The organism is Variovorax sp. GW821-FHT10B04, from assembly GCF_059415645.1.
Genome location: NZ_JBWKNQ010000013.1, coordinates 181580 through 204835 on the forward strand (window position 1 = coordinate 181580; position 23256 = coordinate 204835).

At 64.9% G+C, this 23256-nt stretch carries 24 protein-coding genes; 1 reads left to right on the forward strand and 23 read right to left on the reverse strand.

What is annotated here, in order from left to right; translation table 11 throughout:
* Positions 1-28: 28 nt before the first annotated feature.
* On the reverse strand, positions 29-727 hold the full coding sequence (locus tag AC07PZ_RS26515) for an ABC transporter ATP-binding protein (RefSeq protein WP_495298150.1): 699 nt from the start codon (positions 725-727) through the stop codon (positions 29-31).
* Between the two features lie 13 nt (positions 728-740).
* Here AC07PZ_RS26515 and AC07PZ_RS26520 point away from each other — a divergent pair, with 13 nt between their 5' ends.
* Positions 741-1412, forward strand: a complete 672-nt coding sequence (locus AC07PZ_RS26520; protein ID WP_495298151.1) for an arylesterase — start codon at positions 741-743, stop codon at positions 1410-1412.
* An 84-nt stretch (positions 1413-1496) separates the two neighbouring features.
* On the opposite strand, the gene AC07PZ_RS26525 is transcribed toward AC07PZ_RS26520, so the two are convergent.
* The 22 genes from AC07PZ_RS26525 to AC07PZ_RS26630 all read right to left on the reverse strand — a co-directional run bounded on the left by AC07PZ_RS26525 (position 1497) and on the right by AC07PZ_RS26630 (position 23109).
* The gene (locus AC07PZ_RS26525; protein WP_495298152.1) at positions 1497-1700 is read right to left on the reverse strand and encodes a hypothetical protein; all 204 of its coding nucleotides are present in this window, start codon (positions 1698-1700) and stop codon (positions 1497-1499) included.
* Positions 1701-1769: 69 nt separating this feature from the next.
* On the reverse strand, positions 1770-2975 hold the full coding sequence (locus AC07PZ_RS26530; protein WP_495298153.1) for a PLP-dependent transferase: 1206 nt from the start codon (positions 2973-2975) through the stop codon (positions 1770-1772).
* A 38-nt stretch (positions 2976-3013) separates the two neighbouring features.
* Positions 3014-3538 (reverse strand): phosphoribosyltransferase, encoded by a 525-nt coding sequence (locus tag AC07PZ_RS26535; protein WP_495298154.1) that lies wholly within the window; start codon positions 3536-3538, stop codon positions 3014-3016.
* Between the two features lie 15 nt (positions 3539-3553).
* Positions 3554-4885 (reverse strand): adenylosuccinate synthase, encoded by a 1332-nt coding sequence (locus tag AC07PZ_RS26540; RefSeq protein ID WP_495298155.1) that lies wholly within the window; start codon positions 4883-4885, stop codon positions 3554-3556.
* A complete protein-coding gene (locus AC07PZ_RS26545; protein WP_495298156.1) occupies positions 4882-6057 on the reverse strand; it encodes an ATP phosphoribosyltransferase regulatory subunit in 1176 nt (391 codons plus the stop codon). The genes AC07PZ_RS26540 and AC07PZ_RS26545 overlap by 4 nt, the downstream gene beginning before the upstream one ends.
* Positions 6058-6139: 82 nt before the next feature.
* Positions 6140-6328: a DUF2065 domain-containing protein gene (locus AC07PZ_RS26550; protein ID WP_495298157.1), complete on the reverse strand. Its 189-nt coding sequence runs from the start codon at positions 6326-6328 to the stop codon at positions 6140-6142.
* Positions 6329-6334: 6 nt separating this feature from the next.
* Positions 6335-7237, reverse strand: a complete 903-nt coding sequence (gene hflC, locus AC07PZ_RS26555) for a protease modulator HflC (RefSeq protein WP_495298158.1) — start codon at positions 7235-7237, stop codon at positions 6335-6337.
* 13 nt (positions 7238-7250) lie between these two features.
* Complete coding sequence (hflK, locus tag AC07PZ_RS26560; protein ID WP_495298176.1) at positions 7251-8585, reverse strand: FtsH protease activity modulator HflK; 1335 nt, start codon at positions 8583-8585, stop codon at positions 7251-7253.
* Between the two features lie 76 nt (positions 8586-8661).
* Positions 8662-9834 (reverse strand): GTPase HflX, encoded by a 1173-nt coding sequence (hflX, locus tag AC07PZ_RS26565; RefSeq protein WP_495298159.1) that lies wholly within the window; start codon positions 9832-9834, stop codon positions 8662-8664.
* Positions 9835-9887: 53 nt separating this feature from the next.
* On the reverse strand, positions 9888-10133 hold the full coding sequence (hfq, locus tag AC07PZ_RS26570) for an RNA chaperone Hfq (RefSeq protein WP_012747311.1): 246 nt from the start codon (positions 10131-10133) through the stop codon (positions 9888-9890).
* 164 nt (positions 10134-10297) lie between these two features.
* The gene (gene der, locus AC07PZ_RS26575; protein WP_495298177.1) at positions 10298-11644 is read right to left on the reverse strand and encodes a ribosome biogenesis GTPase Der; all 1347 of its coding nucleotides are present in this window, start codon (positions 11642-11644) and stop codon (positions 10298-10300) included.
* A 55-nt stretch (positions 11645-11699) separates the two neighbouring features.
* Positions 11700-12851 (reverse strand): outer membrane protein assembly factor BamB, encoded by a 1152-nt coding sequence (bamB, locus tag AC07PZ_RS26580; RefSeq protein ID WP_495298160.1) that lies wholly within the window; start codon positions 12849-12851, stop codon positions 11700-11702.
* Positions 12852-12856: 5 nt separating this feature from the next.
* The gene (locus tag AC07PZ_RS26585) at positions 12857-13552 is read right to left on the reverse strand and encodes a YfgM family protein (RefSeq protein ID WP_495298161.1); all 696 of its coding nucleotides are present in this window, start codon (positions 13550-13552) and stop codon (positions 12857-12859) included.
* A 6-nt stretch (positions 13553-13558) separates the two neighbouring features.
* Positions 13559-14857, reverse strand: coding sequence for a histidine--tRNA ligase (hisS, locus tag AC07PZ_RS26590; protein ID WP_495298162.1), 1299 nt, complete (start codon positions 14855-14857; stop codon positions 13559-13561).
* Between the two features lie 30 nt (positions 14858-14887).
* Complete coding sequence (ispG, locus tag AC07PZ_RS26595; RefSeq protein WP_495298163.1) at positions 14888-16162, reverse strand: flavodoxin-dependent (E)-4-hydroxy-3-methylbut-2-enyl-diphosphate synthase; 1275 nt, start codon at positions 16160-16162, stop codon at positions 14888-14890.
* On the reverse strand, positions 16159-17025 hold the full coding sequence (locus AC07PZ_RS26600; protein ID WP_495298178.1) for a helix-turn-helix domain-containing protein: 867 nt from the start codon (positions 17023-17025) through the stop codon (positions 16159-16161). Before AC07PZ_RS26600 ends, ispG begins: the two co-directional genes overlap by 4 nt.
* Positions 17026-17080: 55 nt before the next feature.
* A complete protein-coding gene (pilW, locus tag AC07PZ_RS26605; protein ID WP_495298164.1) occupies positions 17081-17917 on the reverse strand; it encodes a type IV pilus biogenesis/stability protein PilW in 837 nt (278 codons plus the stop codon).
* A gap of 4 nt (positions 17918-17921) precedes the next feature.
* Positions 17922-19061, reverse strand: a complete 1140-nt coding sequence (rlmN, locus tag AC07PZ_RS26610) for a dual-specificity RNA methyltransferase RlmN (protein WP_495298165.1) — start codon at positions 19059-19061, stop codon at positions 17922-17924.
* A 20-nt stretch (positions 19062-19081) separates the two neighbouring features.
* On the reverse strand, positions 19082-19507 hold the full coding sequence (gene ndk, locus AC07PZ_RS26615) for a nucleoside-diphosphate kinase (RefSeq protein ID WP_495298166.1): 426 nt from the start codon (positions 19505-19507) through the stop codon (positions 19082-19084).
* 153 nt (positions 19508-19660) lie between these two features.
* Positions 19661-21286, reverse strand: a complete 1626-nt coding sequence (locus AC07PZ_RS26620; RefSeq protein WP_495298167.1) for a pseudouridine synthase — start codon at positions 21284-21286, stop codon at positions 19661-19663.
* The gene (scpB, locus tag AC07PZ_RS26625) at positions 21283-21972 is read right to left on the reverse strand and encodes an SMC-Scp complex subunit ScpB (RefSeq protein WP_495298168.1); all 690 of its coding nucleotides are present in this window, start codon (positions 21970-21972) and stop codon (positions 21283-21285) included. Before scpB ends, AC07PZ_RS26620 begins: the two co-directional genes overlap by 4 nt.
* A 132-nt stretch (positions 21973-22104) precedes the next feature.
* Positions 22105-23109: an RluA family pseudouridine synthase gene (locus AC07PZ_RS26630; protein ID WP_495298179.1), complete on the reverse strand. Its 1005-nt coding sequence runs from the start codon at positions 23107-23109 to the stop codon at positions 22105-22107.
* Between the last annotated feature and the right edge of the window lie 147 nt (positions 23110-23256).

Sequence of the window (23256 nt, forward strand, 5' to 3'; positions counted from 1 at the left end):
CGCGGCCCGGCGCCGGAGCGCCGCGGCGTCAGACGCTTCGCTCGTCCCGCGCGATGCGGCCTGCCTCGATCGTGATCCGGCGTTCGCATTGCGCCGCGATGCCTCGGTCATGGGTGACCAGAACGAGCGTCGTGCCGAGTTCGCGGTTGAGATCGAACATCAGCTTCATGACCTGCTCGCCGGTGGCGAAGTCGAGGCTGCCGGTGGGCTCGTCGGCGAGCAGCAAAGCCGGCTGCACGACGAAGGCCCGCGCGAGCGCGACGCGCTGCTGCTCGCCGCCCGACAGCACCTTCGGGTAGTGCCCGAGCCGCTGGCCCAGCCCGACACGGCCGAGCATCTCGGTGGCGGCCTTGCGTGCGTCCTTGCGGTCTGCGAGTTCGAGCGGCAGCATGACGTTTTCGAGTGCGCTCAGGTTGGCGAGCAACTGGAAGCTCTGGAACACGAAGCCAACCTTCTGGGCTCGCAGGGCGGCCCGATCGTCCTCGTCGATGGCGAAGAGGTCGCTGCCGGCGAGCTTGACGGTGCCGCGCGTCGGCGTGTCCAACCCCGCGATGATCGACAGCAGCGTGCTCTTGCCCGAACCCGAAGCGCCGACGATGGCCGCAGTCTCCCGCGCGCCCAGGGTGAAATCGATGTCCCTCAGAATGTCCAGCGTACCGGTGGAATCGGTGACCGATTTGAAGACATGATCAACGGCAACGATGGCATCGGATGGAGCTTGGGACATTGAAAGGTTTTGCATGGTGAATCGGCGTCACTTTATCTTGGCGGCCGGATGGCTCGGCGTCACGGGGTTATCAGGTTTATCGGCGATGCCCGCGCCCGCCTGGGCACAGAAGCAGGCCGGCACACCTGCGGTGATCCTGGTGGTCGGCGACTCGCTGTCGGCGGAATACGGGCTGAAGCGCGGCGAGGGCTGGGTGCCCTTGATGCAGAAAAGGATCGCGGAACAGAAGATCGACGCGCAAGTCGTGAATGCGAGCATCAGCGGCGACACCAGTTCCGGCGGTCGCGCGCGGCTGCCCGCCCTGCTCGCGCAGCACAAACCGACGCATGTCCTGATCGAGCTCGGCGCCAACGACGCACTGCGCGGCCTGCCGATCAAGAACACCGAGGACAACCTCACGCAGATGACCCGTGCGGCGCAGGCCGCAGGCGCGAAGGTGCTGATCGTCGGCATCCAGGTACCACCGAACTACGGCAGTGATTACCTGCGGCGTTTCCAGGCGATGTTCCTCGATGTGGCCACGGCAACCAAGGCTGCGGTGGTGCCGTTCCTGCTGCGCGGTGTGGCCGATGGACCCGATGCCGCGACGCTGTTCCAGGCCGACCGCATCCACCCCATCGCGACGGCGCAGCCGCGCATGCTGGACAACGTCTGGCCCGAACTGCGCAAGCTGCTCGGCCGCTGAAGACCGGCGTATCGAAAGCGCTGCGGCAAAAGAAAAGCCGCTCCCTGCAGATGCAGGCAGCGGCTCTTTCAGGGGGCTTGCCGTTCAACCGTTCTTGGTCGGCAGATCGGGGACAGTCGGCGGATCGCGCTCCAGCGACGCGACATCTGTTTCCGGATCGCCAGGCGCCAGCCCGTCGGCGCTCGGGCTGAGCTTGCGCATGGCCTTGTCACGCAGCTTCTCTTCTTTCTTCTTCTTCTTGGCCAGTTCCTTCTGGCGCTTCTCGTAGCCGTAATTGGGTGCTGCCACTGCTTCTCCTTGTGCGAAACAGTCCGAGTGACTGTACTTGCTCTGACTGTACGCGATAACCGTCGAGGATCAGAGCGCGGCGAGCGCCTGTTCGAGGTCGGCCTGAAGGTCGCCGACGGCCTCCAGCCCCACCGAAAAGCGCACCAGCGTGCCGCGATGCGGCCAGCGCGCGACACTCGCATCGCGCATCAGTCCGATGTCGTACGGGACGACGAGGCTGATCGGCCCGCCCCACGAATAGCCAAGGCGGAACAGCTGCAGGCTGTCGCAGAAGCGGTCGACCTGGTCAGCGCTGTAGCGCTCGTCGAACACGACGGAAAACAAGCCGGCGGCCAGGCCTTCGCTTGCGGACGAATCTCCAGCGCACAACCGCCGCCAGTTCGCATGGCCAGGAGATCCAGGCAATGCGGGATGCAGCACCTGGGCGATCTCTTCGCGGTCCTCGAACCAGCGCGCCAGCGCACGCGCACTGCGGTCGTGCGCCGCATAGCGCAGCGCAATGCTTGGCAGCGAACGCAGCAGCGACTCGGCATCGTTGGCGCCCACACCGAAGCCCATCCGCATGTGCGTGAGCTTGAGCGCGTTGTGCAAGCGATCGTCGCGCGTGACGACACTGCCCATGAGCACGTCGCCCCCCCCGCTCGGGTACTTGGTGAGCGCGTGCGCCGAGATATCGACGCCCCATCCATTGCCCAGGTCAAACGCAGGAAATGCGAGCCCGGCACCCCAGGTGTTGTCGAGCGCAGTCACCACGCCACGGTCGCGGCACAGCTTGACGAGCGTCGGCAGATCCGGGAACTCCATCGTCACGGAACCGGCGGCCTCGAGCCAGACCAGGCGCGTGCGCTCGGACAGCTTGGCCGCAAGATCGGCCGGATCCATGGCGTCGTAGAGCCGGTGCGTGATGCCGAAATTCGCCAGTTCGCCGGTTGCCAGTGCCTTGTTGGGGCCGTAGGCATTGTCGGGAATGAGTACTTCGTCGCCGCTCTTCAGCAACGCAAACGCGACCAGGGAGATCGCTGCCAAACCGCTCGGCACCAGCAGCGCGGCCGTACCGCCTTCCAGCGATGCGAGCCGCTCTTCGAGGGTGAAGGTGGTCGGGGTTCCGTGCAGGCCGTAGGTGTAGCCGGCCTTGGTCTTCCAGTCGCGCGCGCGCATGGCGGCCACATCGACGAAGAAGACCGTCGACGCCTTGTACACGCCGGGCTGCGGCGCGGCAAAGGTGGCGGGGGGAACGTAGGAGTGGTGAATGAGATCGGTGATGGGCTTGCGCATGCCGCGATGCTAGAGCATCGCGAGGCCCGAAGACGACCTCACACCGACCACTTCTTCAGCAGCTTTTCGGCACCCATGCTGTCGTAACCCTCGAACGGCTGGTGAATCCAAGGATTGGTCTCGAGGTACTCGACCGAATAGTCCGGCGTGAAGGTCGACAGGGCCTTGGTCCAGATCACTGCGCTGCGCAGTTCGGTGATCGGCGCGTAGTTGTTGCGCAGCATGTCGATCACGGCGTGCAGCGTATGACCGGAATCCGCCAGATCGTCGACCAGCAGGACCTTGCCCGCGATCTCGCCCTTGGGCGTCGTGATGTAGCGCGCGATGTCGAGATGGCCCTGCACCTTGCCGGCGTCGGCGCGGTAGGAACTCGTCGACATGATGGCCAGCGGCTTCTCGAAGATGCGCGACAGCACATCGCCAGGCCGCATGCCGCCGCGCGCAAGGCACAGGATCGTGTCGAACTGCCAGCCGGACTGGTACACCTTGATCGCAAGCTTCTCGATCAGGTTGTGGTACTCGTCGTAGCTGACGTAGAGATGCTTGCCGTCTTCGGTCAACATGGCGTGTGTTCCTGGTTAGTCGGCCAAATAGGGATGGCGCATCATGATCGTGTGATCGCGGTCGGGGCTGGTCGACACCATGTGGATCGGCACGCCGGTAACCTGCTCGATGCGCTGGAGATACAGCCGTGCATTCACCGGCAGCTTGTCGTATTGCGTCACGCCGACCGTGCTTTCGCTCCAGCCTTCCAGCGTTTCGTAGATCGGCGTGCAGCGCTCGATCTCGTCTGCGCCCATTGGCAGGATGTCGGTGATCTCGCCGTCGAGCTCATAGCCCGTGCAGAGTTCGAGCTTTTCGAGGCCGTCGAGCACGTCGAGCTTGGTGATGCACAGGCCCGACAGGCCGTTGACCTGCGCCGAGCGTTTGAGCAACGCGGCATCGAACCAGCCGCAACGGCGGCTGCGGCCGGTCGTCACGCCCTTTTCGGCACCGATCGTGCTCATGTGGTAGCCCGGCGTGCCGGGCTTTTCCCATTCGAGCTCGGTCGGGAACGGGCCACCGCCGACACGCGTGCAGTACGCCTTCGTGATGCCCAGGATGTAGTGCAGCATGCCCGGGCCGACGCCCGAACCCGCGGCGGCGTTGCCGGCCACGCAATTGCTCGAGGTCACGTACGGATACGTGCCGTGATCGACGTCCAGCAGCGTGCCCTGCGCGCCTTCGAACAGCAGGTTCGCGCCATTGCGGTGTGCGTCGTTGAGCTCGCGCGAGACGTCCGCCATCATCGGCTTGAGCAGCTCGGCATGCTTCATGGCCTCGTCGAAGACGGCGTCGAAATCGATGGCCGGTGCAGCCAGCACCTGCGTCAGCACATGGTTGTGCAGGTCGAGCAGAACGCGCAGCTTGGCTGCGAAACGTTCGGGATGCTTCAGGTCCTGCACGCGCAGTGCGCGGCGGGCGATCTTGTCCTCGTAAGCCGGGCCGATGCCGCGGCCGGTGGTGCCGATCTTTTCGATGCCACCCTTTTCGCGGTAGGCCTCGCGGGCGATGTCCAGCGCGGCATGGAAAGGCAGGATCAGCGGGCAGGCCTCGCTGATGCGCAGGCGCGAACGCACTTCGACGCCAGCCTTCTCGAGCCCTTCGATCTCCTCGAACAGCTTGGCCGCCGAGAGCACCACGCCATTGCCGATATAGCACTTGACGCCCGGCCGCATGATCCCGCTGGGGATCAGATGCAACGCCGTCTTGACGCCGTTGATGACCAGCGTGTGGCCCGCATTGTGGCCGCCCTGGAAGCGGACCACGCCCTGGGCGCTTTCGGTCAGCCAATCGACCAGTTTGCCCTTGCCTTCGTCGCCCCACTGGGTGCCGACGACGACCACGTTTCTGCCTGTGGTAACGCTCATGATTTGTCGCTTCTCAAGATTCGGATGGCTTGCACACTCCACTGCCCGCCTTGCTCGACGAGCTCGCGGTCACAGTTGAATTCGTCGATTTCGCTGTCGTGGCCCGGCAGCACGCAGACCACGGTTTCACCGCGCGCACGCAGGCCGGAAATGGCCGTGCGGAGCGCGAGGTCGTCGTTCCAGGGCGCACGGATCGCGGCGCGCAGCGGCTGCGCAGGCAACACGCCCACCAGTTCCCGCACGTCCAGGCTGAAGCCGACCGCCGGCCGGTTGCGGCCGAAGACCGCGCCGACCTCGTCGTACCGGCCGCCGCGCACCAGCGCATCGGCGGCGCCGTCGACATAGATGCCGAAGCGCATGCCGCTGTAATACGCATAACCGCGCAGATCCGACAGATCGAAGCTCACCTTGGCGCCGCTCAGTCGCGAGGCCAGCAAACGAAGATCGGCCAATGCCTGCTGCGCCGCCGCGATGGGCTTCAATAATTTTTCGGCCTCGTCGAGCACCGACGCGTCGCCATACAGCTCGACCAGCGCGAGCAGCCCTTCACGCGATGCTGCGGGGAAGTCACGGGTCAGCGCACGGAGCTCGCTCGCATCCTTGGCGGCCAGCGCGGCATGCACGCGCGCCAGTGCAGCAGCGTCGACAGGCACGCCCGCGAACAGCGAGCGCACGATGCGCGCGTCCGCCATGTCGACGATCGCGCCATCGGCAATGCCGGCGGCGTGAAGACTGTCGAGCGCGAGCCGGAGAATTTCGGTGTCGGCCTCGAGACCGGCGTGGCCGTAGATCTCGGCACCGAACTGCAGCGGCTCCCGTGTCGCATGAGGACGGTCGGGGCGCGTATGCAGCACGGGACCGCAATAGCAAAGACGCGTCACGCCCTGGCGATTGAGCAGATGCGCATCGATGCGCGCGACTTGCGGTGTCGTGTCGGCACGCAGGCCCATGGTGCGGCCTGACAACTGGTCGACCAGCTTGAAAGTCTGCAGGCCAAGGGCCTCGCCCGTACCGGACAGCAGCGATTCAAGGTGCTCGAGCAGCGGCGGCATCACCAGCTCGTAGCCATAGCCACGGGCAGTGTCGAGCAGCTGACGGCGAAGTTCTTCGATGTGACGCGCCTCGGAAGGCAGCACATCGGCAATGTGATCCGGAAGGACCCAAGCGGACATGGGGATCGGGGGCGTGGTTAAACCAGGATTCTACCGGGCCGCGCCAGGCGGACCGGTAAAAGCGTGCAACGCGGGCGTCAGGCTAGCCGACGAACCAGAGCAATGCGAGGCCGATGACGATGCTGCAAAGGCCGAAGAAACGCAGTTGGCCGTCTCTCAGTTGCATCAGCTGGCTGAAGCCACGGCGCCAGCCGCCGGGCGACAGGAAAGGCAGGATGCCCTCGATGACCAGCACGAGCGCGATCGCGCTCCAGAAGGCATCAGCGCTCACGCGCGTTCAGCGGCGCGGCGCTGCCGTGTTGCTGCCGGAGCTGCGCAGTGCCTGGAAGAAATCGGACGACGATGGGTCCACCACCAGCACGTCGCTCTTCTTCGCGAAGCTCTGCTTGTAGGCGTCAAGGCTGCGATAGAACTGGGCGAACTGGGGGTCGCGCCCGAAGGCTTCCGCATAGGAGGCTGCGGCCTGCGCGTCGCCTTCGCCCTTGATCTTCTGCGCGTCGCGATAGGCGTTCGCCACCGTGACTTCACGTTGGCGGTCGGCGTCGGCACGAATCTTTTCGCCCTCGGCCGCACCGGTCGAGCGCAGCTCGTTGGCGACGCGCTTGCGCTCGGCTTCCATGCGGCGATAGACAGACTCGGTGATGGCTTCGACATAGTCGACGCGGGTGATCCGCACATCGACGATATCCACGCCCCAGGGCTTCGCACCCTTGACCACCGCCAGCACCTCGCGCTGTACGTCGGCCATCAGGGCTTCACGGCGTACGGAGATCAGGTCGCGCACGGTGCGCTTGTTGACGTTCTCCTGGAACGCGTTGCGCACGACGCGATTCAGTTGCACGGCGCCTGCGCTCTCGTCGAGGCCCACGTTGCGGATGTACTCCGACGGGTCGGTCACGCGCCAGCGCACGTACCAGTCGATCACGACACGCTGCTTCTCGGCCGTGAGCATGGGCTCGGTCTCGAGGCTGGACAGCGTGAGCAAGCGCTTGTCGATGTACGACACGTTCTGGAACGGCGGCGGCAGCTTGAAGTTCAGCCCCGGCTCGGTGATCACTTCCTTGATCTGGCCCAGTGCGTAGACCACGCCGAATTGGCGCTGGTCGACCACGAAGAGGGTGGAACTCAGCAGGGCGAGCGCCACGAGGATCGTCGATGCGATGAATCCGATTCTGTTCATTGTTCTGGCTTTCTCAACGCACGTCGCGATCACGCGAGCGGCCATCGCGTGCACGCATGTCGTTGGACGTGGGCGCGACGGGAATCACCGACGACTGCGACGGGGCGGTACCGGCGACATTCGGGCTGGCCGCATCGACCGGCGCGGGCGCCGCATTCTGGCCGCCCATCTGCATGATCTTGTCGAGCGGCAGATACAGCAGGTTCGAGCCCTGCTTCGAGTCGATCAGCACTTTGGTCGTGTTGCTGTAGATCTGCTGCATGGCGTCGGTGTACATGCGGTCGCGGGTCACCTGTGGCGCCTTCTGGTATTCGGCCAGCACGGCTGCGAACCGGCCTGCATCGCCTTGCGCCTGCGCAATGATCCGTGCCTTGTATGCCTCGGACTCTTCCTTGAGACGGGACGCCGTACCCGTCGCACGCGGCACGACGTCATTGGCATAGGCTTGCGCCTCGTTCTTGGCGCGCTCACGCTCCTGGCCCGCCTTCAGAACATCGTCGAACGCGGCCTGAACCTGCTCCGGCGGACGCACACCGCCCTGTTGCAGGTTGATGTTCACGATCTCGACGCCGACTTTGTAACGGTCGAGGATGGTCTGCATCAGCGTCCGCACGCGCGGTGCGATCTGGTCACGCTCTTCGGCCAGCGCGGCATCCATCTTCATCTTGCCCACAACCTCGCGCACGGCCGTCTCGGCAACCTGGACGACCGTCTCAGCGGGGTTCTTGCTTTCGTAGAGATAAGCGCGCGCATCGCTCAGGCGATATTGCACGGCGAACTTGATTTCAACGATGTTCTCGTCTTCGGTGAGCATCGCCGATTCGCGCAGGCCCGTCGAACGCACGATGCTGTCGCGCCCCACGTCGGCGGAACGGATCTGCGTGACGACCACGAGTTCATTTCGCTGGATCGGGTACGGCATGCGCCAATTGAAACCAGCGCCGACGGTCGCCTTGTAGCGACCGAACTGGGTGATGACTGCCTGCTGGCCTTCGTTCACGATGAAGAAGCCGGTTCCGAGCCAGATCAGCACCGCGACAATGGCGATCACACCGATCCCGTAGCCGGCGTTCTTCATGTCGGGCTTGAAATTCCCGCCACCGCTGCCGCCGCTCGGTCCGCGGTTGCCACCGCGCCCACCACCGAAAAGCCCACCGAGCTTGCGGTTGAAGTCGCGCCAGAGTTCGTCGAGATCGGGAGGACCCTGATTCGGTCCCTGGCCCTTGGGGCGATTGCCGTTGCCCGACGGCGGCGGATCTGCATCGGGCCGGTTCTGGGTCGGGCGGTCGTTGTTATTGGAAGATGGCTCGTCGCCGCGTCCCCACCGGCCATCGTTCAGATTGAACATGCCCTGAAAACGGCTCCACACTGGCTTTGCATTCATTCGTTTTTGCTTCTCTCGTCAGTGGATGGATTGTGCCCAATCACTCGGCCGCCCCATGCAATTCAGCACCGGCGCCCAAGGGCATGGCATCGTCGACGACCGAACCGGAGCGCCGCGCAAGCTCGCTGCGCAAGGCGGGCAAGCCATCGCCGGTGTGCGCGCTCACGAAAATACGCGGCACCTGCACGCCGTCGACTTCGATCTCATCCTGCAGATGCAGGGGGTATTGGCCGGAATCAAGAGCGTCCAGCTTATTGAAAACGAGCAATTGCGGAACATCGCCCGCGCCGATTTCGTGGAGCACCCGCTGGACCTCGGCCATCTGCTCGGGGTGGTGCGGATTGGACGCATCGACCACATGCAGCAGCAGATTGGCGTCGACCGCCTCCTGCAGCGTCGCCTTGAATGCATCGACCAGCCCGTGAGGCAGATCGCGGATGAACCCGACCGTGTCCGAGATCGACACTTCGCGTCTTGCGTCGCCCAGGTAGAGGTGCCGGGTCGTGGTGTCGAGCGTCGCGAACAACTGGTCGGCCGCGTAGGCACGCGCCTTGACCATCGCATTGAAGATCGAGGACTTGCCGGCATTGGTATAGCCGACGAGCGAAATATTGAAGGTCTCTCGGCGCTCGCGCTGGCGCCGTTGCGTACCGCGTTGCTTCTGAACCTTGGTCAACCGCTCGCGGGTGCGCTTGATCGACTCGCCGATCATTCGACGGTCGAGTTCGATCTGCTTTTCGCCAGGGCCGCCGCGAACGCCCGCGCCGCCGGTCTGGCGTTCCAGGTGAGACCAGCGCCGAACGAGGCGCGTACTGAGGTACTGGAGCCTCGCGAGTTCGACCTGCAGCTTCCCTTCGTGCGACCGCGCGCGCTGCGCGAAGATCTCGAGAATCAGGAAGGTGCGGTCATAGACCGCAATCTCGAGTTGCTTCTCGAGATTGCGCTGCTGCGCAGGACTCAGGGATTGATCGAAGATGACTTCGCTGGCGCGATGCAATTCGGCCAGTTCGCGAATTTCGGCAGCTTTGCCGCTGCCTACGAACAGCGCCGCATCGGGCGCCTTGCGTTTGCAGACGATGCGGGCGGCGGGCACGAGACCTGCAGTCTGGGCGAGCAGGCCGAGTTCTTCAAGTTCGCTGTCGAAATGAGGCAACCCGAAGTCGACACCGACGAGGATTGCGGCGCCTTCCTGGCGTGGTAACGGTTCAGACAACGGAATCAGAAATTAAAAAGCGCGGCAGGTTGCCCCGCCGCGCGGCATGCCAGTCAAGCGGCAGCGTCGTCGTTCTCGGCGGCCGAGAAGTTGACTGCGCGGCCAGGCACGATGGTGGAAATGGCGTGCTTGTAGACCATCTGCGTCACAGTGTTACGCAGCAGCACGACATATTGATCGAACGATTCGATCTGACCCTGAAGCTTGATGCCGTTGACCAGATAAATGGAAACCGGCACATGCTCCCGACGCAAAGTATTCAGGAACGGGTCTTGCAAAAGTTGCCCTTTGTTGCTCACGATATTCTCCGTGTTCAAGGAAGAGTTGTTGGACCGGGAACCTTAACACACCGTTTCAGGGTTGCTCCGGCAACGGGAAAACCCGGACGAAAATAACGGCACTTCAAAGACTGAACTTTGCAGGCGAATCACGCTCACGTATTCGGTCTGGTCAGACTGGCCGTTCAGCCGCGATCCTTGTCCGCATAGGGATTGGTCGATGTCTTGAATTCAATGCGCATCGGCGTTCCGACCAGATCAAATTCCTTGCGAAAACGCCCTTCGAGAAATCTCTTGTAGGCATCGGTCACGTGCTCCAGCGAATTGCCATGGATCACGATCACCGGCGGGTTCATGCCGCCCTGGTGGGCATAGCGCATCTTCGGGCGGAACATGCCCGCGCGCTGAGGCGATTGGAACTGAACAGCCTCCAGCAAAAGCCGGGTCAGCACGGGCGTCGACATCTTCCGCGTCGCCGATTTATGTGCTTGCGCAATCGCCTGCCAGACAGGGCCGAGCCCTTGGCGCTTGATTGCAGAAATGAAATGCAACGCCGCGAACTTGAGGAACGGGAGCCGGGTCTCGATCTGGCGCTGCAATTGTTCGCGCTGGTAGCTATCGACTGCGTCCCACTTGTTGATCGCAATAACCACCGCACGGCCCGATTCGAGGATATAGCCCGCGATATGCGCATCCTGATCGGTAACGCCCTGCGTGGCATCCAGCAGCAGAAGCACGACGTTCGAGGACTCGATCGCCTGCAATGTCTTGACCACCGAGAACTTCTCGATCGCCTCGAACACTTTGCCCTTGCGGCGGAGCCCGGCCGTGTCGATCAGTTCGAAGCGCTGGCCGTTGCGCTCGAAAGGCACGGAAATGGCATCGCGCGTGGTGCCCGGCATGTCGAAAGCCACCAGCCGCTCTTCGCCAAGCCAGGTATTGATCAGCGTCGACTTGCCGACGTTGGGTCGGCCGGCGACAGCCAGCTTGATGGGCTTGCCCGCTTCCTCGTCACCCGGCTCGTCGTCAGGGTCAGGCAGGTTCAGCGGTTCGAGCGCGAGTTCGACGATCCCCCGAATGCCCTCGCCATGCGCAGCGGAGATGCCGTGCACTTCGCCGAAACCCAGTTCGTAGAACTCGGCCAGCTTGGTCGCATCGCGCATGCCTTCGGCCTTGTTGGCGACGAGCAAGGTCGGCTTGCCCAGACGCCGCAGCTCCTTGGCGATCTCGTGGTCCTGCGCGGAGAGGCCTTCGCGCGCATCGAGCACGAAGATGACCACATCGGCTTCGGCCACGGCCTGACGCGTCTGCTTGGCCATCTCCTTGAAGATGCCGCTTCCGGCGTCGGGCTCGAAGCCGCCGGTATCGATCACGATGAACTCGTGCTTGCCCTGCCGCCCGTTGCCGTAGTGGCGATCGCGTGTGAGCCCGGCGAAGTCGGCGACGATGGCGTCGCGTGTCTGCGTGAGGCGGTTGAACAGCGTCGACTTGCCGACGTTCGGACGCCCGACCAGCGCGATGACCGGCTTCATGGCTGACCCTTGTTCTGCAAGAACGTCATGCGGCGTGCGACGTGATGGCGTGCTGTCATTCGGGACGATAGCCAAACACGCCGCCGTTGCGCGTGACCACGACAACGGTGTTGCCGGCCAGGACCGGCGTCGACTCGATGGCGGAACCATCGGGGCTGATACGGTTGAGCAACGAGCCGTCTTCACGCGAAATGAAGTGCAGCGTGCCCGTGCTTTCACCGACGATCAGCGAACGCCCCACAGCCAGCGGCGCTGTGAGGGTGCGATTCTTCAGACGCTCCGACAGCCAGACGCGCTCACCGTCGGCACGACGCCAGGCCGCGACATCGCCGTTGGACTCCGTTCCGTAGATGAGGCGATCGTCGCCGCCGAGGCCACCGGCACCGGATGCAGGCTTGCTCCAGACCAACGAACCGCGCGAGGTGTCGACACAACCCACCGAGGCGTAATAGGCACGTGCGCACACGCTGTCGCCGAGCCGGCTCGCGGGGCCGGTCAGATCCACCAGCCGCTCGACGTCGTTGGTCCCGCGAGGTGCGGCGATCGACACCTCCCAGCGCGAAGAGCCATTGGCCGGGTTGAGGCCCGTCAGTCGACCGCCGGCGCCCGTCACCAGGGTATCTCCCACGGCGAGCAGGACTCCGGGGCGCTTGAGCACGAGATTCTCGGCCGTGCGCGGCTGCGACCACAACCGGCGGCCGCTCTGGCCGTCCCATGCCGTCATCGTGCGATCGGCGGTCTGCACGAACACCCGACGGCCCGCCACGAGCGGCGCCGTGTACGCCTGCGCGGCCAGGCGTTGCCGCCAAAGCACCTTTCCGCCCTGGATCGTCACGAGCTCGTTGCCGCTGGTGACCACGGAAACCAGCGACCCGTCGCTACCGACGCCGGCCAGCAACGAACCGCCGACGTTGGTGCGCCAGCTCTCGACGCCGGAGACCGCGTCGATGGCGACGACGGTACCGTCCGAACTGGCCACCGTCACCATGTCGCCGCTCACATCCGTCTGCAATGGCACGCTGGTCGCGGGCATGCGAACGGCCCAGGCCTGCCGCACACCGAAGAGTGCGGCGTTGGCCGGCAAGTCGGCTGGCTTGGGCTTGGCAGTTCCCGAACATGCTGCAAGTGCTGCGACCAGGACGGCCGCAGCCCCAAGGCGCCATGCAGGCGCGGCCAACGGCGCGAAATTCAACGACTTCAAATTCATAAGGATCACTGGACGATTTTTGCGGGCGACACGCTCACGGCGATCTTCGGCGCCAGAGAAGCCGGATCGGCGCCGGCGGCATTGAGCTTGACCTCGATCAAGCGCCGATAGTCATTGCGGGCTTCAAGACCCGTCCATGCCTTCTGGTACTCGGCCTTGGCTTCATCGCGCTTGCCCTGCGCCATATAGATGTCGCCTTTTCGATCGGCGAAGAGCGCGTCGAATTCCTTTGGCACGGATGACGACAACTGCTTGAGCGCCTCGTCGTAGGACTTGGCATCCATCAATTCGCCCGCCAGCCGAAGCTTGGCGATTGCCTGATAGCCCGGGTCGACGGCATGCTCGGCCACCCAGGTCAACGCTGCGCGAGACGCATCCGTCTTGCCTTTTTCGTTGAGCGTCTTGGCAGCCAGCAAGCCGGCTTGCTGCGCGTAGGCGGTTCCGGAGAACTTGTCCTTCATGTCGCCGAACGCGCGTTCGATCCGCTCCGCATCGCCTGCCGTGGCCGTGCGCTCGACCTCGTCATACAGCGCCGATGCCTGTGCAGCCTTGCTGCGCTGCAGATACTGCCAGCCGTTCCAGGCCATGAAAGCGCCTGCAGCCAACAGCACGACCCAGGTGATCAGCGTGCCGTAGGTGTTCCAGAAATGCTTGAGCTGATCGAGCTGTTCCTGTTCTTCGAGATCGAGATGAGTTGCCATGCGCTGTCAGTCCTTGGTAGCAGGCGATTGTAGGGTGGAGGCCCAGACGGCCACCTCGTCCAGCGCACGCGTGGTCTGCGCGCCTCCGCCGTCGCGAAGCGCCTTCACCGTGACCTCGCCGCGCGCCAGTTCGTCGGCACCGAAGACCAGCGCGTGCAAGGCACCGCTGGCGTCGGCCTTTTTGAACTGAGACTTGAAGCTGCCCAACCCGTCGGCGGTACCGGCGTGCATCTGCACCCGAACGCCCGCATCGCGCAATTGCTGCAGCGTCCGCAAGGCCACGGGCATGGCGGAGGCATCGGGCACCACGGCATACACGTCGGGCACCGGGACCGGCACGGCGGTGCCCTGTTCTTCCACCAGGGCAAGCACGCGTTCGATACCCAGCGCCCAGCCGACGGCCGGCGCCGCCTTGCCACCGATCTGCACGATCAGGTCGTCGTACCGGCCACCACCGCACACCGTGCCCTGCGCACCCAGGCGGTCGGTCACGAATTCGAAGACGGTGAGGTTGTAGTAGTCGAGGCCGCGCACCAGGCGCGGATTGATCGTGTAGGCGATGCCATTGGCGTCGAGGATCGCCCGCAAGCCGTCGAAGTGCGCAAGCGACTCGGCACCGAGGAAGTCCATCAGCTTCGGCGCGGACTCGACCACTTCCTTCATGGCCGGATTCTTGGTGTCCAGGACGCGCAGCGGATTGCTGTGCAGCCGGCGCTTCGCCTCCTCGTCCAGCAGCGATGCATGCGCCTCGAAGTGCTTGATGAGCTCTGCGCGGTGCAATGCGCGCTCCGGCGGCTGGCCGAGGCTGTTGAGCTCCAGCCGCACGTCGGTCAGGCCGATGGCCTTCCAGAGCGCGGCCGCGAGCAGGATCAACTCGGCATCGACCTCGGGACCCGCGAAGCCCAGCGCCTCTGCGCCGATCTGGTGGAACTGCCGGTAGCGACCCCGCTGCGGCCGCTCATGGCGGAACATCGGACCGGAGTACCAGAGCCGCTTGCCGCCGTCGTACAGCATGGAATGCTCGACGACCGCGCGCATCAGGCTGGCCGTGCCCTCGGGACGCAGCGTGAGCTTCTCGCCGTTGAGCTTGTCCTCGAAGGAGTACATCTCCTTCTCGACGATGTCGGTGACCTCGCCGATACCGCGCACGAACAGCGCCGTGTGCTCGACGATCGGCGTACGGACATTGCGGTAGGCATAGCGCGCCATCAGTTCGCGCACGATGGCCTCGAGCCATTCCCAGCGCGCCGAATCGGGCGGCAGGATGTCGTTCATGCCTTTGACGGCATTCAATTTGTCAACCATGGAATCCGTTGAAAGGAAGCAGGAAAGTGATCACGCAAGCTCGGCAGCCTGCGGGCTGCCGAAGCGCTTCTCGATGTAGTTCTCGACCAGCTGGTGGAACTCGGCGGCGATGTTGTCGCCGCGCAGCGTCAACGCCTTCTCGCCGTCGATGAACACCGGCGCGGCCGGTGCTTCACCGGTGCCGGGCAGGCTGATGCCGATGTCGGCATGCTTGCTCTCGCCCGGGCCGTTGACGATGCAGCCCATGACCGCCACCTTCAGCGCCTCGACGCCGGGATACTTGGTCCGCCAGACGGGCATCTGCATGCGCAGGTAATCGTCGATGGTCTTGGCCAGTTCCTGGAAGGTCGTGCTGGTGGTCCGGCCGCAGCCCGGGCAGGCGGTCACGCTCGGCACGAAGATGCGCAGGCCCAGTGCCTGCAGGATCTCGTTGGCGATCACTACCTCCTGCGTACGCGACTCGCCCGGCTGGGGCGTGAGCGACACACGGATCGTGTCGCCGATGCCCTCCTGCAGCAGGACCGACAACGCCGTGGCCGACGCCACCGTGCCCTTCGTCCCCATGCCGGCCTCGGTGAGCCCGAGGTGCAACGCATAGCTGCAGCGCTTGGCAAGTTCGCGGTAGACGGAGATCAGGTCCTGCACGCCGCTGACCTTGCAGCTCAGGATGATCTGGTCGCCATTCATGCCCATCGATTCGGCCAGCTTGGCGGAATCGATGGCCGAGCTGACCAGCGCCTCGTACATGACCGACTTGGCCTGCCAGGGCGTCGAGCGCCGGCTGTTGACGTCCATCAGATGCGCGAGCAGTTCCTGGTCGAGGCTGCCCCAGTTCACGCCGATGCGCACCGGCTTGTTCCAGCGCATCGCCGCCTCGATCATCTGGCCGAACTGCTTGTCCTTCTTGTCGCCCTTGCCCACGTTGCCGGGGTTGATGCGGTACTTGCTGAGCGCTTCGGCGCACGCCGGATAGTCCGTCAGCAGACGGTGGCCGTTGTAGTGGAAGTCGCCGATCAGCGGCACGTCGATGCCCATCCGATCCAGCTGATCGCGGATGTAAGGCACCTGGGCCGCGGCCTCTGGCGTGTTGACCGTCAACCGCACCATCTCGGAACCCGCGTTCGCGAGCTCCTTGACCTGGATGGCCGTGCCGATGGCGTCGACGGTGTCGGTGTTGGTCATCGACTGGACGCGCACCGGCGCATCGCCCCCGACGGTCACGATCCTCGCGCCCCATTCGACACGGGCTTGTCGGGAGCGGCGCGCTTGGGGCGCGGCAGGTTCGATCGGAAATGGCTCGGTCATGGCTTTACCTCGAAACGTGCGACACCGCCCGCCTTGGAGAAAGGTGTCAGATCGAAAGGCGCGCCGCGCACCGATACGTCCACGCCGGAAGAACGCCCGACGACGACCGACAACGGCAACGCACCGGAGACACCGATCTTTTCGCCCGCACGCAAGGTGCGGCTCATCAACTGCTTGCCGCCCGCTTCGCTGACTGCAATCCAGGTCTCGTCCCGCGCCGCGAAGGCCAGAACGTCGCTGGAGGCCGGCGGTACGCTCGCGCTCGCGGCGGCCGGAACGACCGTTGCGGGCAGGGCCGAAGCAGGTACCTGCGCCGACGCCGGCGGCATCGGCGCCACGGCAGCCACAGGCTCGACAACCGTGCCGGCGGGCTGCACGTCGCCTGTCATTTCCGTTGCGGCGGGCACGCTCGCCGTATCGCGCGAAGTGAAGCGCGAGATCGACGACCCGATCCGCTCGAAGGCCGTCGGCGGCAGCCAGAACAACGCCGCAGCCCCGATCAGCAGCAGGACGACGACCGTCAGCAGGACGCGTGAAGGCAAGCCGCTCGAGCTGTTGCGGTTGGTGCGCCGCGGCAGCCCCGGACGAAACCCGGTACTGATGGCCCGGTCCTCTTCCGCAAGCCCGGGCCGTATCACGCCCGGAAGCTTGGCCAGCACCGGCGCCGCATCCACATGCAGCGCCCGGCAGACACTCGCCGCCAACGCACGCGCGAACACCGGGTCCGGCAACGCCTCGATGTCGTTGTTTTCAAGCGCCTGGATTTTTCTGACCGGGACCTTGAGGGCCGCCGCGAGCATGTCGAGCTGGACACCGCGTGCCAGCCGGGCCTCCCGCAGCATGTCGCCAGCGGTCAAGGTCATGGTGTCTTCTGCAACCGGCGGTTGCACGGAGGAAGCAGCGAGTTCGCTGGCTCGTTCAATCATTGAAGTTCCCGCGCTCGTACGCAATAGCTTCCCGCGACTGCGGAAAGCGCCTTTGCAATTGCCCACCAAGCTGGGCCATTGCATCACGATCATCCAGTTGACGCTCGATCCGGATTCCGAGCCAGAGCGTCTCGGCGTTGGCCGAGGGGCCATTGTTGACGCGCCGCGCATAGAACTGCGCACGCGTCCAATCCTTTCGCTGCACAAGCACCGCAGCGAGGTTGAAGCCGATCATTGGATTGCCGGCATCGAGTTCGTAGGCCTGGCGCAAGCTGCGTTCGGCATCGTCGAGCTGGCCGGCCCTGACTTCGCATGCGCCCTGCGTCATCAACGTCTTGGCTCGATCCGTGTAGGCAGGAACGGCCAAAGCCTGGGTGAACTGCTGTGCGGCGTCGCCATAGCGACGTTCCTGGCAGAGCAGCCAGCCATAGTTGTGCAGCGAGTTGGCATCACGCGGATTGAGCGCGATCGCGCGCAGAAAACTATCTTCCGCCAGCGCCGGCTCGTCGAGCCGCATGTAGACCAGTCCACGCAGGTTGTAGGCATCGGCGAACGTGGGATCGGCCGCGATGGCCTGCTTGGTTTCGTCGAGCGCAACCGTGGCCTGACCCTGCTGAAAGTAGCCGATGGCCAGCTCGAGCCTGATGCGAGCCCGCTTGCGACCCGCCGGCTCATCCGACGAGGTGATCACGTCGGCAGTGGCCGCGGAATCCGAGCCGGTCGAACCCGTCGAACGCAACGCGCAGCCAGCCAGCGTCACGAACACCAGTACAGCCAAAAGCAACGCGGGGTGCCACCCGCTGCGCACACCCGGAAACGCCGCGGTCATCGCCTCAGCGCTCCTGGGTCGCCGCCGGCCGCCGTGCTGGATGCAGCACCACGGTGCGGCGTTGCGCCATGCGCTCGGCAGCATGCGTGCGGTCCTTGACATCGCCTGCGAGCTGCCCGCAGGCGGCGTCGATGTCGTCCCCACGCGTCTTGCGCACGGTCGTGACGATTCCGGCTTCGCTGAGCGTCTTGGCAAAAGCCAGCACACGCGGCTGCGGCGACCGAATCAGGCCGGATGCCGGGAACGGATTGAACGGAATCAGGTTGAACTTGCAGGAAACGCCCTGCTTGCGGACCAGATCGACCAGTTGCCTGGCATGTTCGGGCTGATCATTGACGCCGTCGAGCATGCAGTACTCGAAGGTGATGAAGTCGCGCGGCGCATGAGCGAGGTAGCGCTTGCAGGCCTCGAGCAATTCAGCGATCGGATACTTGCGATTGAGCGGTACCAGGTCGTCACGCAACGGATCGTTTGGCGCATGAAGCGACACCGCCAGCGCCACCGGGCAGTCGGCGCCCAGGCGATCGATCATGGGAACGACGCCGGAAGTCGACACCGTCACGCGACGGCGCGACAACCCGTAGGCGTTGTCGTCGAGCATCGTGCGCAGTGCAGGCACGAGCGCACTGTAATTTTGCAGGGGCTCGCCCATTCCCATCATCACCACGTTGGAGATGACGCGCTCGGTGCGCTTCAGATGCTTGCGGAGAAAGTGCTCTGCAAACCAGAGTTGCGCGACGATTTCGCCGGTACGCAGATTGCGGCTGAAACCTTGATGCCCGGTCGAGCAGAAGCGACAGCCGACAGCGCAGCCGGCCTGCGACGACACGCAGAGTGTCCCGCGGTCGTCTTCGGGAATGAATACGGCTTCGACGGCATTGCCGTCACCCACATCGAACAGCCATTTGATGGTGCCGTCCGCGGACTCATGTTGCGTGATGACCGGCAACGGCTCGATGTGCGCCGTCGTGGCCAGCTTCTCGCGAAGGGACTTGGCCAGATCGGTCATCTGCGCGAAATCGCTCGCTCCACGCTGGTGGATCCAGCGGAAGAGCTGCGTCGCGCGGAAACGCTTTTCACCCAGCCGTTCGCAGAACGCGGCCAGCCCCTCCAGATCGAACTCGAGCAGGTTGGCGGTGGTCATTGTGCGGGCTGGGTTGAACCTCAGCGTGCGTAGACGTTGAGGCCAGCGAAGAAGAAGGAGATCTCGTTCGCTGCGGTTTCAGGAGCGTCCGAGCCGTGCACGGCGTTGGCGTCGATGCTGTCGGCGAAATCGGCGCGGATGGTGCCGGCGGCGGCCTTCTTGGGGTCGGTGGCGCCCATCAGGTCACGGTTCTTGAGGATGGCGTTTTCGCCTTCGAGCACTTGCACGAACACGGGGCCGGAAATCATGAATTCGACGAGGTCCTTGAAGAAAGGACGTGCGCTGTGGACGGCATAGAACTGCTCGGCTTCGGCGCGCGACAGGTGAACCAGCTTGGCAGCAGCGATCTTGAGGCCGGCGGCTTCAAAGCGCGAGACGATCTTGCCGATGACGTTCTTGGCGACGGCGTCGGGCTTGATGATGGAGAGAGTGCGTTCGATTGCCATTGAAATGCTTCCTGAGTAGCTTGATTTTGAAAGAATGAGCCAGAGCCGCGAGTGGTCACGCGGTCTTGACAAAGCCCTAGATTTTAACCGGCGCGACCACCACGGCGAATGAAGAAGCCATGAAAGACCGCTGGCCGGTCACAGATTCCTGGCTCAGCGGCCGCGGCGACGACCGCCCTGCCCGCCGCCAGCGTTTCCGCCGCCAGGATTGCCGCCCGGACGGCGACCGCCCTGACGCTGTTCTTTGCGCTGCCGCGAGAAGCTGTCGGCGCCGATGTACCCCAGCGATGTCTTCATCGGGTCCGGCTGGCTGGCGCCGCCTGGGGCGCGATCCGCCCGGTCAGCGTTCTGCCGACCACCCTGGGCGCCGCGTGCCTTGCCGCCGCCGGGAGCACCACCGCCACCAGCGCCGTTGGGACCGCGACGCGCTTGCTGCGGCGGCCCGCCCGCGTTGCCGCTGCGAGGCTTGTTGTTGCGGTTCCGGCCATTGCGCCCGTCCGGTCGCGGACCTCGGTCGCCCGCATCGGCCCGTGCCGGACGCTCGCCGCCGCCGACAGCCGCCAGCAGCGACCGGATGTCGCGCTCATCGAGCTCCATCCATGCACCACGCTTGAGACCGCGCGGCAACACCATGGCGCCATAGCGGATCCGAATCAGGCGGCTGACTGCGTGACCCACCGACTCGAACAGCCGGCGAACCTCGCGGTTTCGGCCTTCGGAAATGGTCACCCGATACCAATGGTTGGAGCCCTCGCCGCCACCTTCCTCGATGGTTCCGAACTGCGCCATGCCATCGTCGAGCCGCACACCCTCGAGCAGCTTTTTCTTCTCTTCCGCATTGATGGCGCCCAGCACGCGAACCGCGTATTCACGCTCCAGCCCGAAGCGTGGATGCATCAACTGGTTGGCCAACTCGCCCGAGCTCGTGAAAAGGAGAAGGCCTTCGGTGTTCAGGTCGAGTCGCCCCACCGACTGCCATTTGCCCTGCACGAGCCGTGGCAGCTTGCGAAACACCGTCGGCCGGTTCTGCGGATCGTCGTGCGTCACGACTTCACCGGTCGGCTTGTGGTACGCAATGATCCGCGCGGGCGGCGGCGCGATCCGATAGCGGATCGGCTTGCCATTGACCTTGACCTGGTCACCGTACTGGATGCGCTGGCCGATGTGGGCGGGTTCGCCATTGACCGAGATCCGCCCCTGCAGGATCAGCGCCTCCATTTCGAGACGCGAGCCCAGGCCGGCCTGGGCCAGCACCTTGTGCAGCTTCGGCGAATCGGCTTCCGGCAGCAACACACGCTTGAGCGGCGGGACCTCGGGGCTCTCCTCGTCCGCATCGAACTGGCCGGAAATCACATCGGCGAAACGGATCGGCTCCGGCGGCGGCGCGTTGCGCTGCGCGCGGTCGGCGGCGCGACGGGCGCGATCGAGATCGTCCTCTTCCTCGTCGAGATCGTCTTCGTCGAGTTCATCCTCGTCCGACGCATCGACTTCCTCGCGCACCACCGCAGCGAGCTCCGGCGCGTGACGCTCGACGACGGGCGCAGCGGACGGCTCGGACACCGCATCTGCCGACGTGACGACACCCTCCTCGGACTCACCGGCTTCAGCAGAGGCTTCCGCCGGCTTCTTTCGCCGCGGGCGACGCTTGCGCGGAGCCTCGGCCGCATCCGGAGCGGATTCGCCCGCGGGACCGTCGTTCCGCACGGCCTCGACGAGACGCTTTTCTTCTGCGATAGGTTCCGGGGAACCGGCCGCGTCGTCGTGTTCGGATGGACTCATGATGGATTTCCAGAGGAGACGGCCGGGGGCTCGGCCTGTGAGGGTTCGGCGTCGGGCGCTGCGGCCACAACGGGTTCGGTAGATGCGATGGCGTCTTGCGGATCGCCCATCGGCAAGCCCGGCTGCACCATGCCGGCAGCTTCGGCCAGCGCATCGATCAGCGCGCCCTGCTGGGCCGATGTCTCGATCACCGGCAGTTGGTCGAGCGATGCCAGGCCGAGATCGTCGAGGAACTGGCGGGTGGTGGCATAGAGCCCGGGCCGACCGACCGTCTCGCGGTGCCCGATGACCTCGACCCAATTGCGGTCTTCGAGCTGCTTCAGGATCATCGAGTTGATCGTGACGCCGCGAATGTCTTCCATGTCGCCACGCGTGACGGGCTGGCGATAGGCAATGATCGCGAGCGTTTCCAGCGCGGCACGGGTGTACCGCGGCGGCTTCTCGGGATGCAGCCGGTCCAGGTGATCGCGCATTTCCGGCCGGCTCTGAAAGCGCCAGCCGGTTGCGACGCCGACGAGCTCCAGCCCGCGCTGGGACCAGTCTTCCTGAAGCTCGAGCAACAGCGACTTGATCGTGTCGGCGCCCAGTTCGTCGTCGAACAGAACGCGCAGCTCGCGCACCGGCAGCGGTTGCGACGAGCAGATCAAGGCGGTTTCGAGAATGCGCTTGGCATCCGCCGTATTCATGGTTCGCGTGATCCGAAAAGGCGCCCGTGGCGCACGTTCAGTTGGAAGAGAGAAGATTCGAAGAGGGCGTTGCCGGCACGTGGCGAGCACAACGCAAGGCCGACTCGGATGGCCGGCGAGGCCCTGGGGCCGTCAGGCGCGATTGTAATCCAGCCCCCACGCCTGCAAGGCAGCGACCAGATCGGGCGGCGGCGGCGCACGAAACTCCATCGCCTCGCCCGTCACCGGGTGCACGAAAGCCAACCGGAACGCATGCAGCGCCTGCCTGGCGATTCCTGCCGCAGGGACGCCGCCATAGAGCGCATCGCCGACCAGCGGATGACCGATCAGCGCCATGTGCACGCGGATCTGGTGGGTCCGTCCGGTCTCGAGCGTGCAACGCACCACGCAACCCTCGGCCGTGCTGTCGAGCCGCTCGACCCAGGTGCGCGCGGTCTTGCCTGGATGCCGCTCGAGATCGACTGCGGCCATCCGGAGCCGGTTGCGCGGATCGCGGCCGATCGGCGCGTCGATCTGGCGAGCGGCGGCACCCTGCCATGGCTTGTGGGCCATGGCGATGTACTGCCGCTTGACGTCACGCGCGGCGATCAGGGCAACCAGCGCATCCATTGCCGCACGCGTGCGGGCCACCACCATCAGGCCGCTGGTGTCGCGGTCCAGCCGGTGCACGATGCCCGCCCGCGGCAGCATGACGGCCTGCGGATCCAGTGCGAGCAGGCCGTTCAGCAAGGTGCCACTCCAGTGGCCGGGCGCGGGATGCACGACCAATCCTGCCGGCTTGTCGATCACGCGCAGATGGGCGTCCTCGTGCACCACGCGCAGCGCCATCGGCTCCGGCTTGAACGCCTGGCTCTGCGGCGTCGGGCGCATCTCGATCCGTCCGGCCTCGCCGGCACGCACCGTGGCGGAGGCCTTGGTCGCCGCACGCCCCTGCAGTTCGACGACACCGGCCTGGATCAGTTGCTGGAGGTAGCTGCGCGACAACTCCGGTACCAGCGCAGCGAGCGCACGATCCAGCCGCTGGCCATGCTCCGCCGGCCCGACCACGAAGGATCGCCATTCGCTGGCATCGGCCGGATCGGCTCCATCCTCGGTGTCGGCAGGGTCGAAAGGCGCCTGGAGAGGGGGCGTCGATATAATCGAAGGGACTTGTTTCAAGAAAGTTTCATGTGATATTTCGCTCCAAATTATCGGTTGTCCCGGGCTGGCTGGCGCTGTGCGCAGCCGCATGGCTGGTGGCCGGTTGCTCGACGACGAAGGTCGACGAGACCGCGAACTGGAGTC

Excerpts from the sequence above, each read along its gene's own strand:
- hisS (WP_495298162.1), bottom strand. The coding sequence starts at position 14,857 with ATGGTTGACAAATTGAATGCCGTCAAAGGCATGAACGACATCCTGCCG.
- AC07PZ_RS26545 (WP_495298156.1), bottom strand. The coding sequence starts at position 6,057 with ATGTCCGCTTGGGTCCTTCCGGATCACATTGCCGATGTGCTGCCTTCC.
- AC07PZ_RS26600 (WP_495298178.1), bottom strand. The coding sequence starts at position 17,025 with ATGACCTTGACCGCTGGCGACATGCTGCGGGAGGCCCGGCTGGCACGC.
- AC07PZ_RS26535 (WP_495298154.1), bottom strand. The coding sequence starts at position 3,538 with ATGTTGACCGAAGACGGCAAGCATCTCTACGTCAGCTACGACGAGTAC.
- AC07PZ_RS26585 (WP_495298161.1), bottom strand. The coding sequence starts at position 13,552 with ATGGCAACTCATCTCGATCTCGAAGAACAGGAACAGCTCGATCAGCTC.
- ndk (WP_495298166.1), bottom strand. The coding sequence starts at position 19,507 with ATGGCAATCGAACGCACTCTCTCCATCATCAAGCCCGACGCCGTCGCC.
- hflK (WP_495298176.1), bottom strand. The coding sequence starts at position 8,585 with ATGTTCAATCTGAACGATGGCCGGTGGGGACGCGGCGACGAGCCATCT.
- der (WP_495298177.1), bottom strand. The coding sequence starts at position 11,644 with ATGAAGCCGGTCATCGCGCTGGTCGGGCGTCCGAACGTCGGCAAGTCG.
- AC07PZ_RS26515 (WP_495298150.1), bottom strand. The coding sequence starts at position 727 with ATGTCCCAAGCTCCATCCGATGCCATCGTTGCCGTTGATCATGTCTTC.
- hflC (WP_495298158.1), bottom strand. The coding sequence starts at position 7,237 with ATGAACAGAATCGGATTCATCGCATCGACGATCCTCGTGGCGCTCGCC.
- AC07PZ_RS26620 (WP_495298167.1), bottom strand. The coding sequence starts at position 21,286 with ATGAGTCCATCCGAACACGACGACGCGGCCGGTTCCCCGGAACCTATC.
- AC07PZ_RS26520 (WP_495298151.1), top strand. The coding sequence starts at position 741 with ATGGTGAATCGGCGTCACTTTATCTTGGCGGCCGGATGGCTCGGCGTC.
- ispG (WP_495298163.1), bottom strand. The coding sequence starts at position 16,162 with ATGACCGAGCCATTTCCGATCGAACCTGCCGCGCCCCAAGCGCGCCGC.
- rlmN (WP_495298165.1), bottom strand. The coding sequence starts at position 19,061 with ATGACCACCGCCAACCTGCTCGAGTTCGATCTGGAGGGGCTGGCCGCG.
- bamB (WP_495298160.1), bottom strand. The coding sequence starts at position 12,851 with ATGAATTTGAAGTCGTTGAATTTCGCGCCGTTGGCCGCGCCTGCATGG.
- pilW (WP_495298164.1), bottom strand. The coding sequence starts at position 17,917 with ATGACCGCGGCGTTTCCGGGTGTGCGCAGCGGGTGGCACCCCGCGTTG.
- scpB (WP_495298168.1), bottom strand. The coding sequence starts at position 21,972 with ATGAATACGGCGGATGCCAAGCGCATTCTCGAAACCGCCTTGATCTGC.
- AC07PZ_RS26540 (WP_495298155.1), bottom strand. The coding sequence starts at position 4,885 with ATGAGCGTTACCACAGGCAGAAACGTGGTCGTCGTCGGCACCCAGTGG.
- AC07PZ_RS26530 (WP_495298153.1), bottom strand. The coding sequence starts at position 2,975 with ATGCGCAAGCCCATCACCGATCTCATTCACCACTCCTACGTTCCCCCC.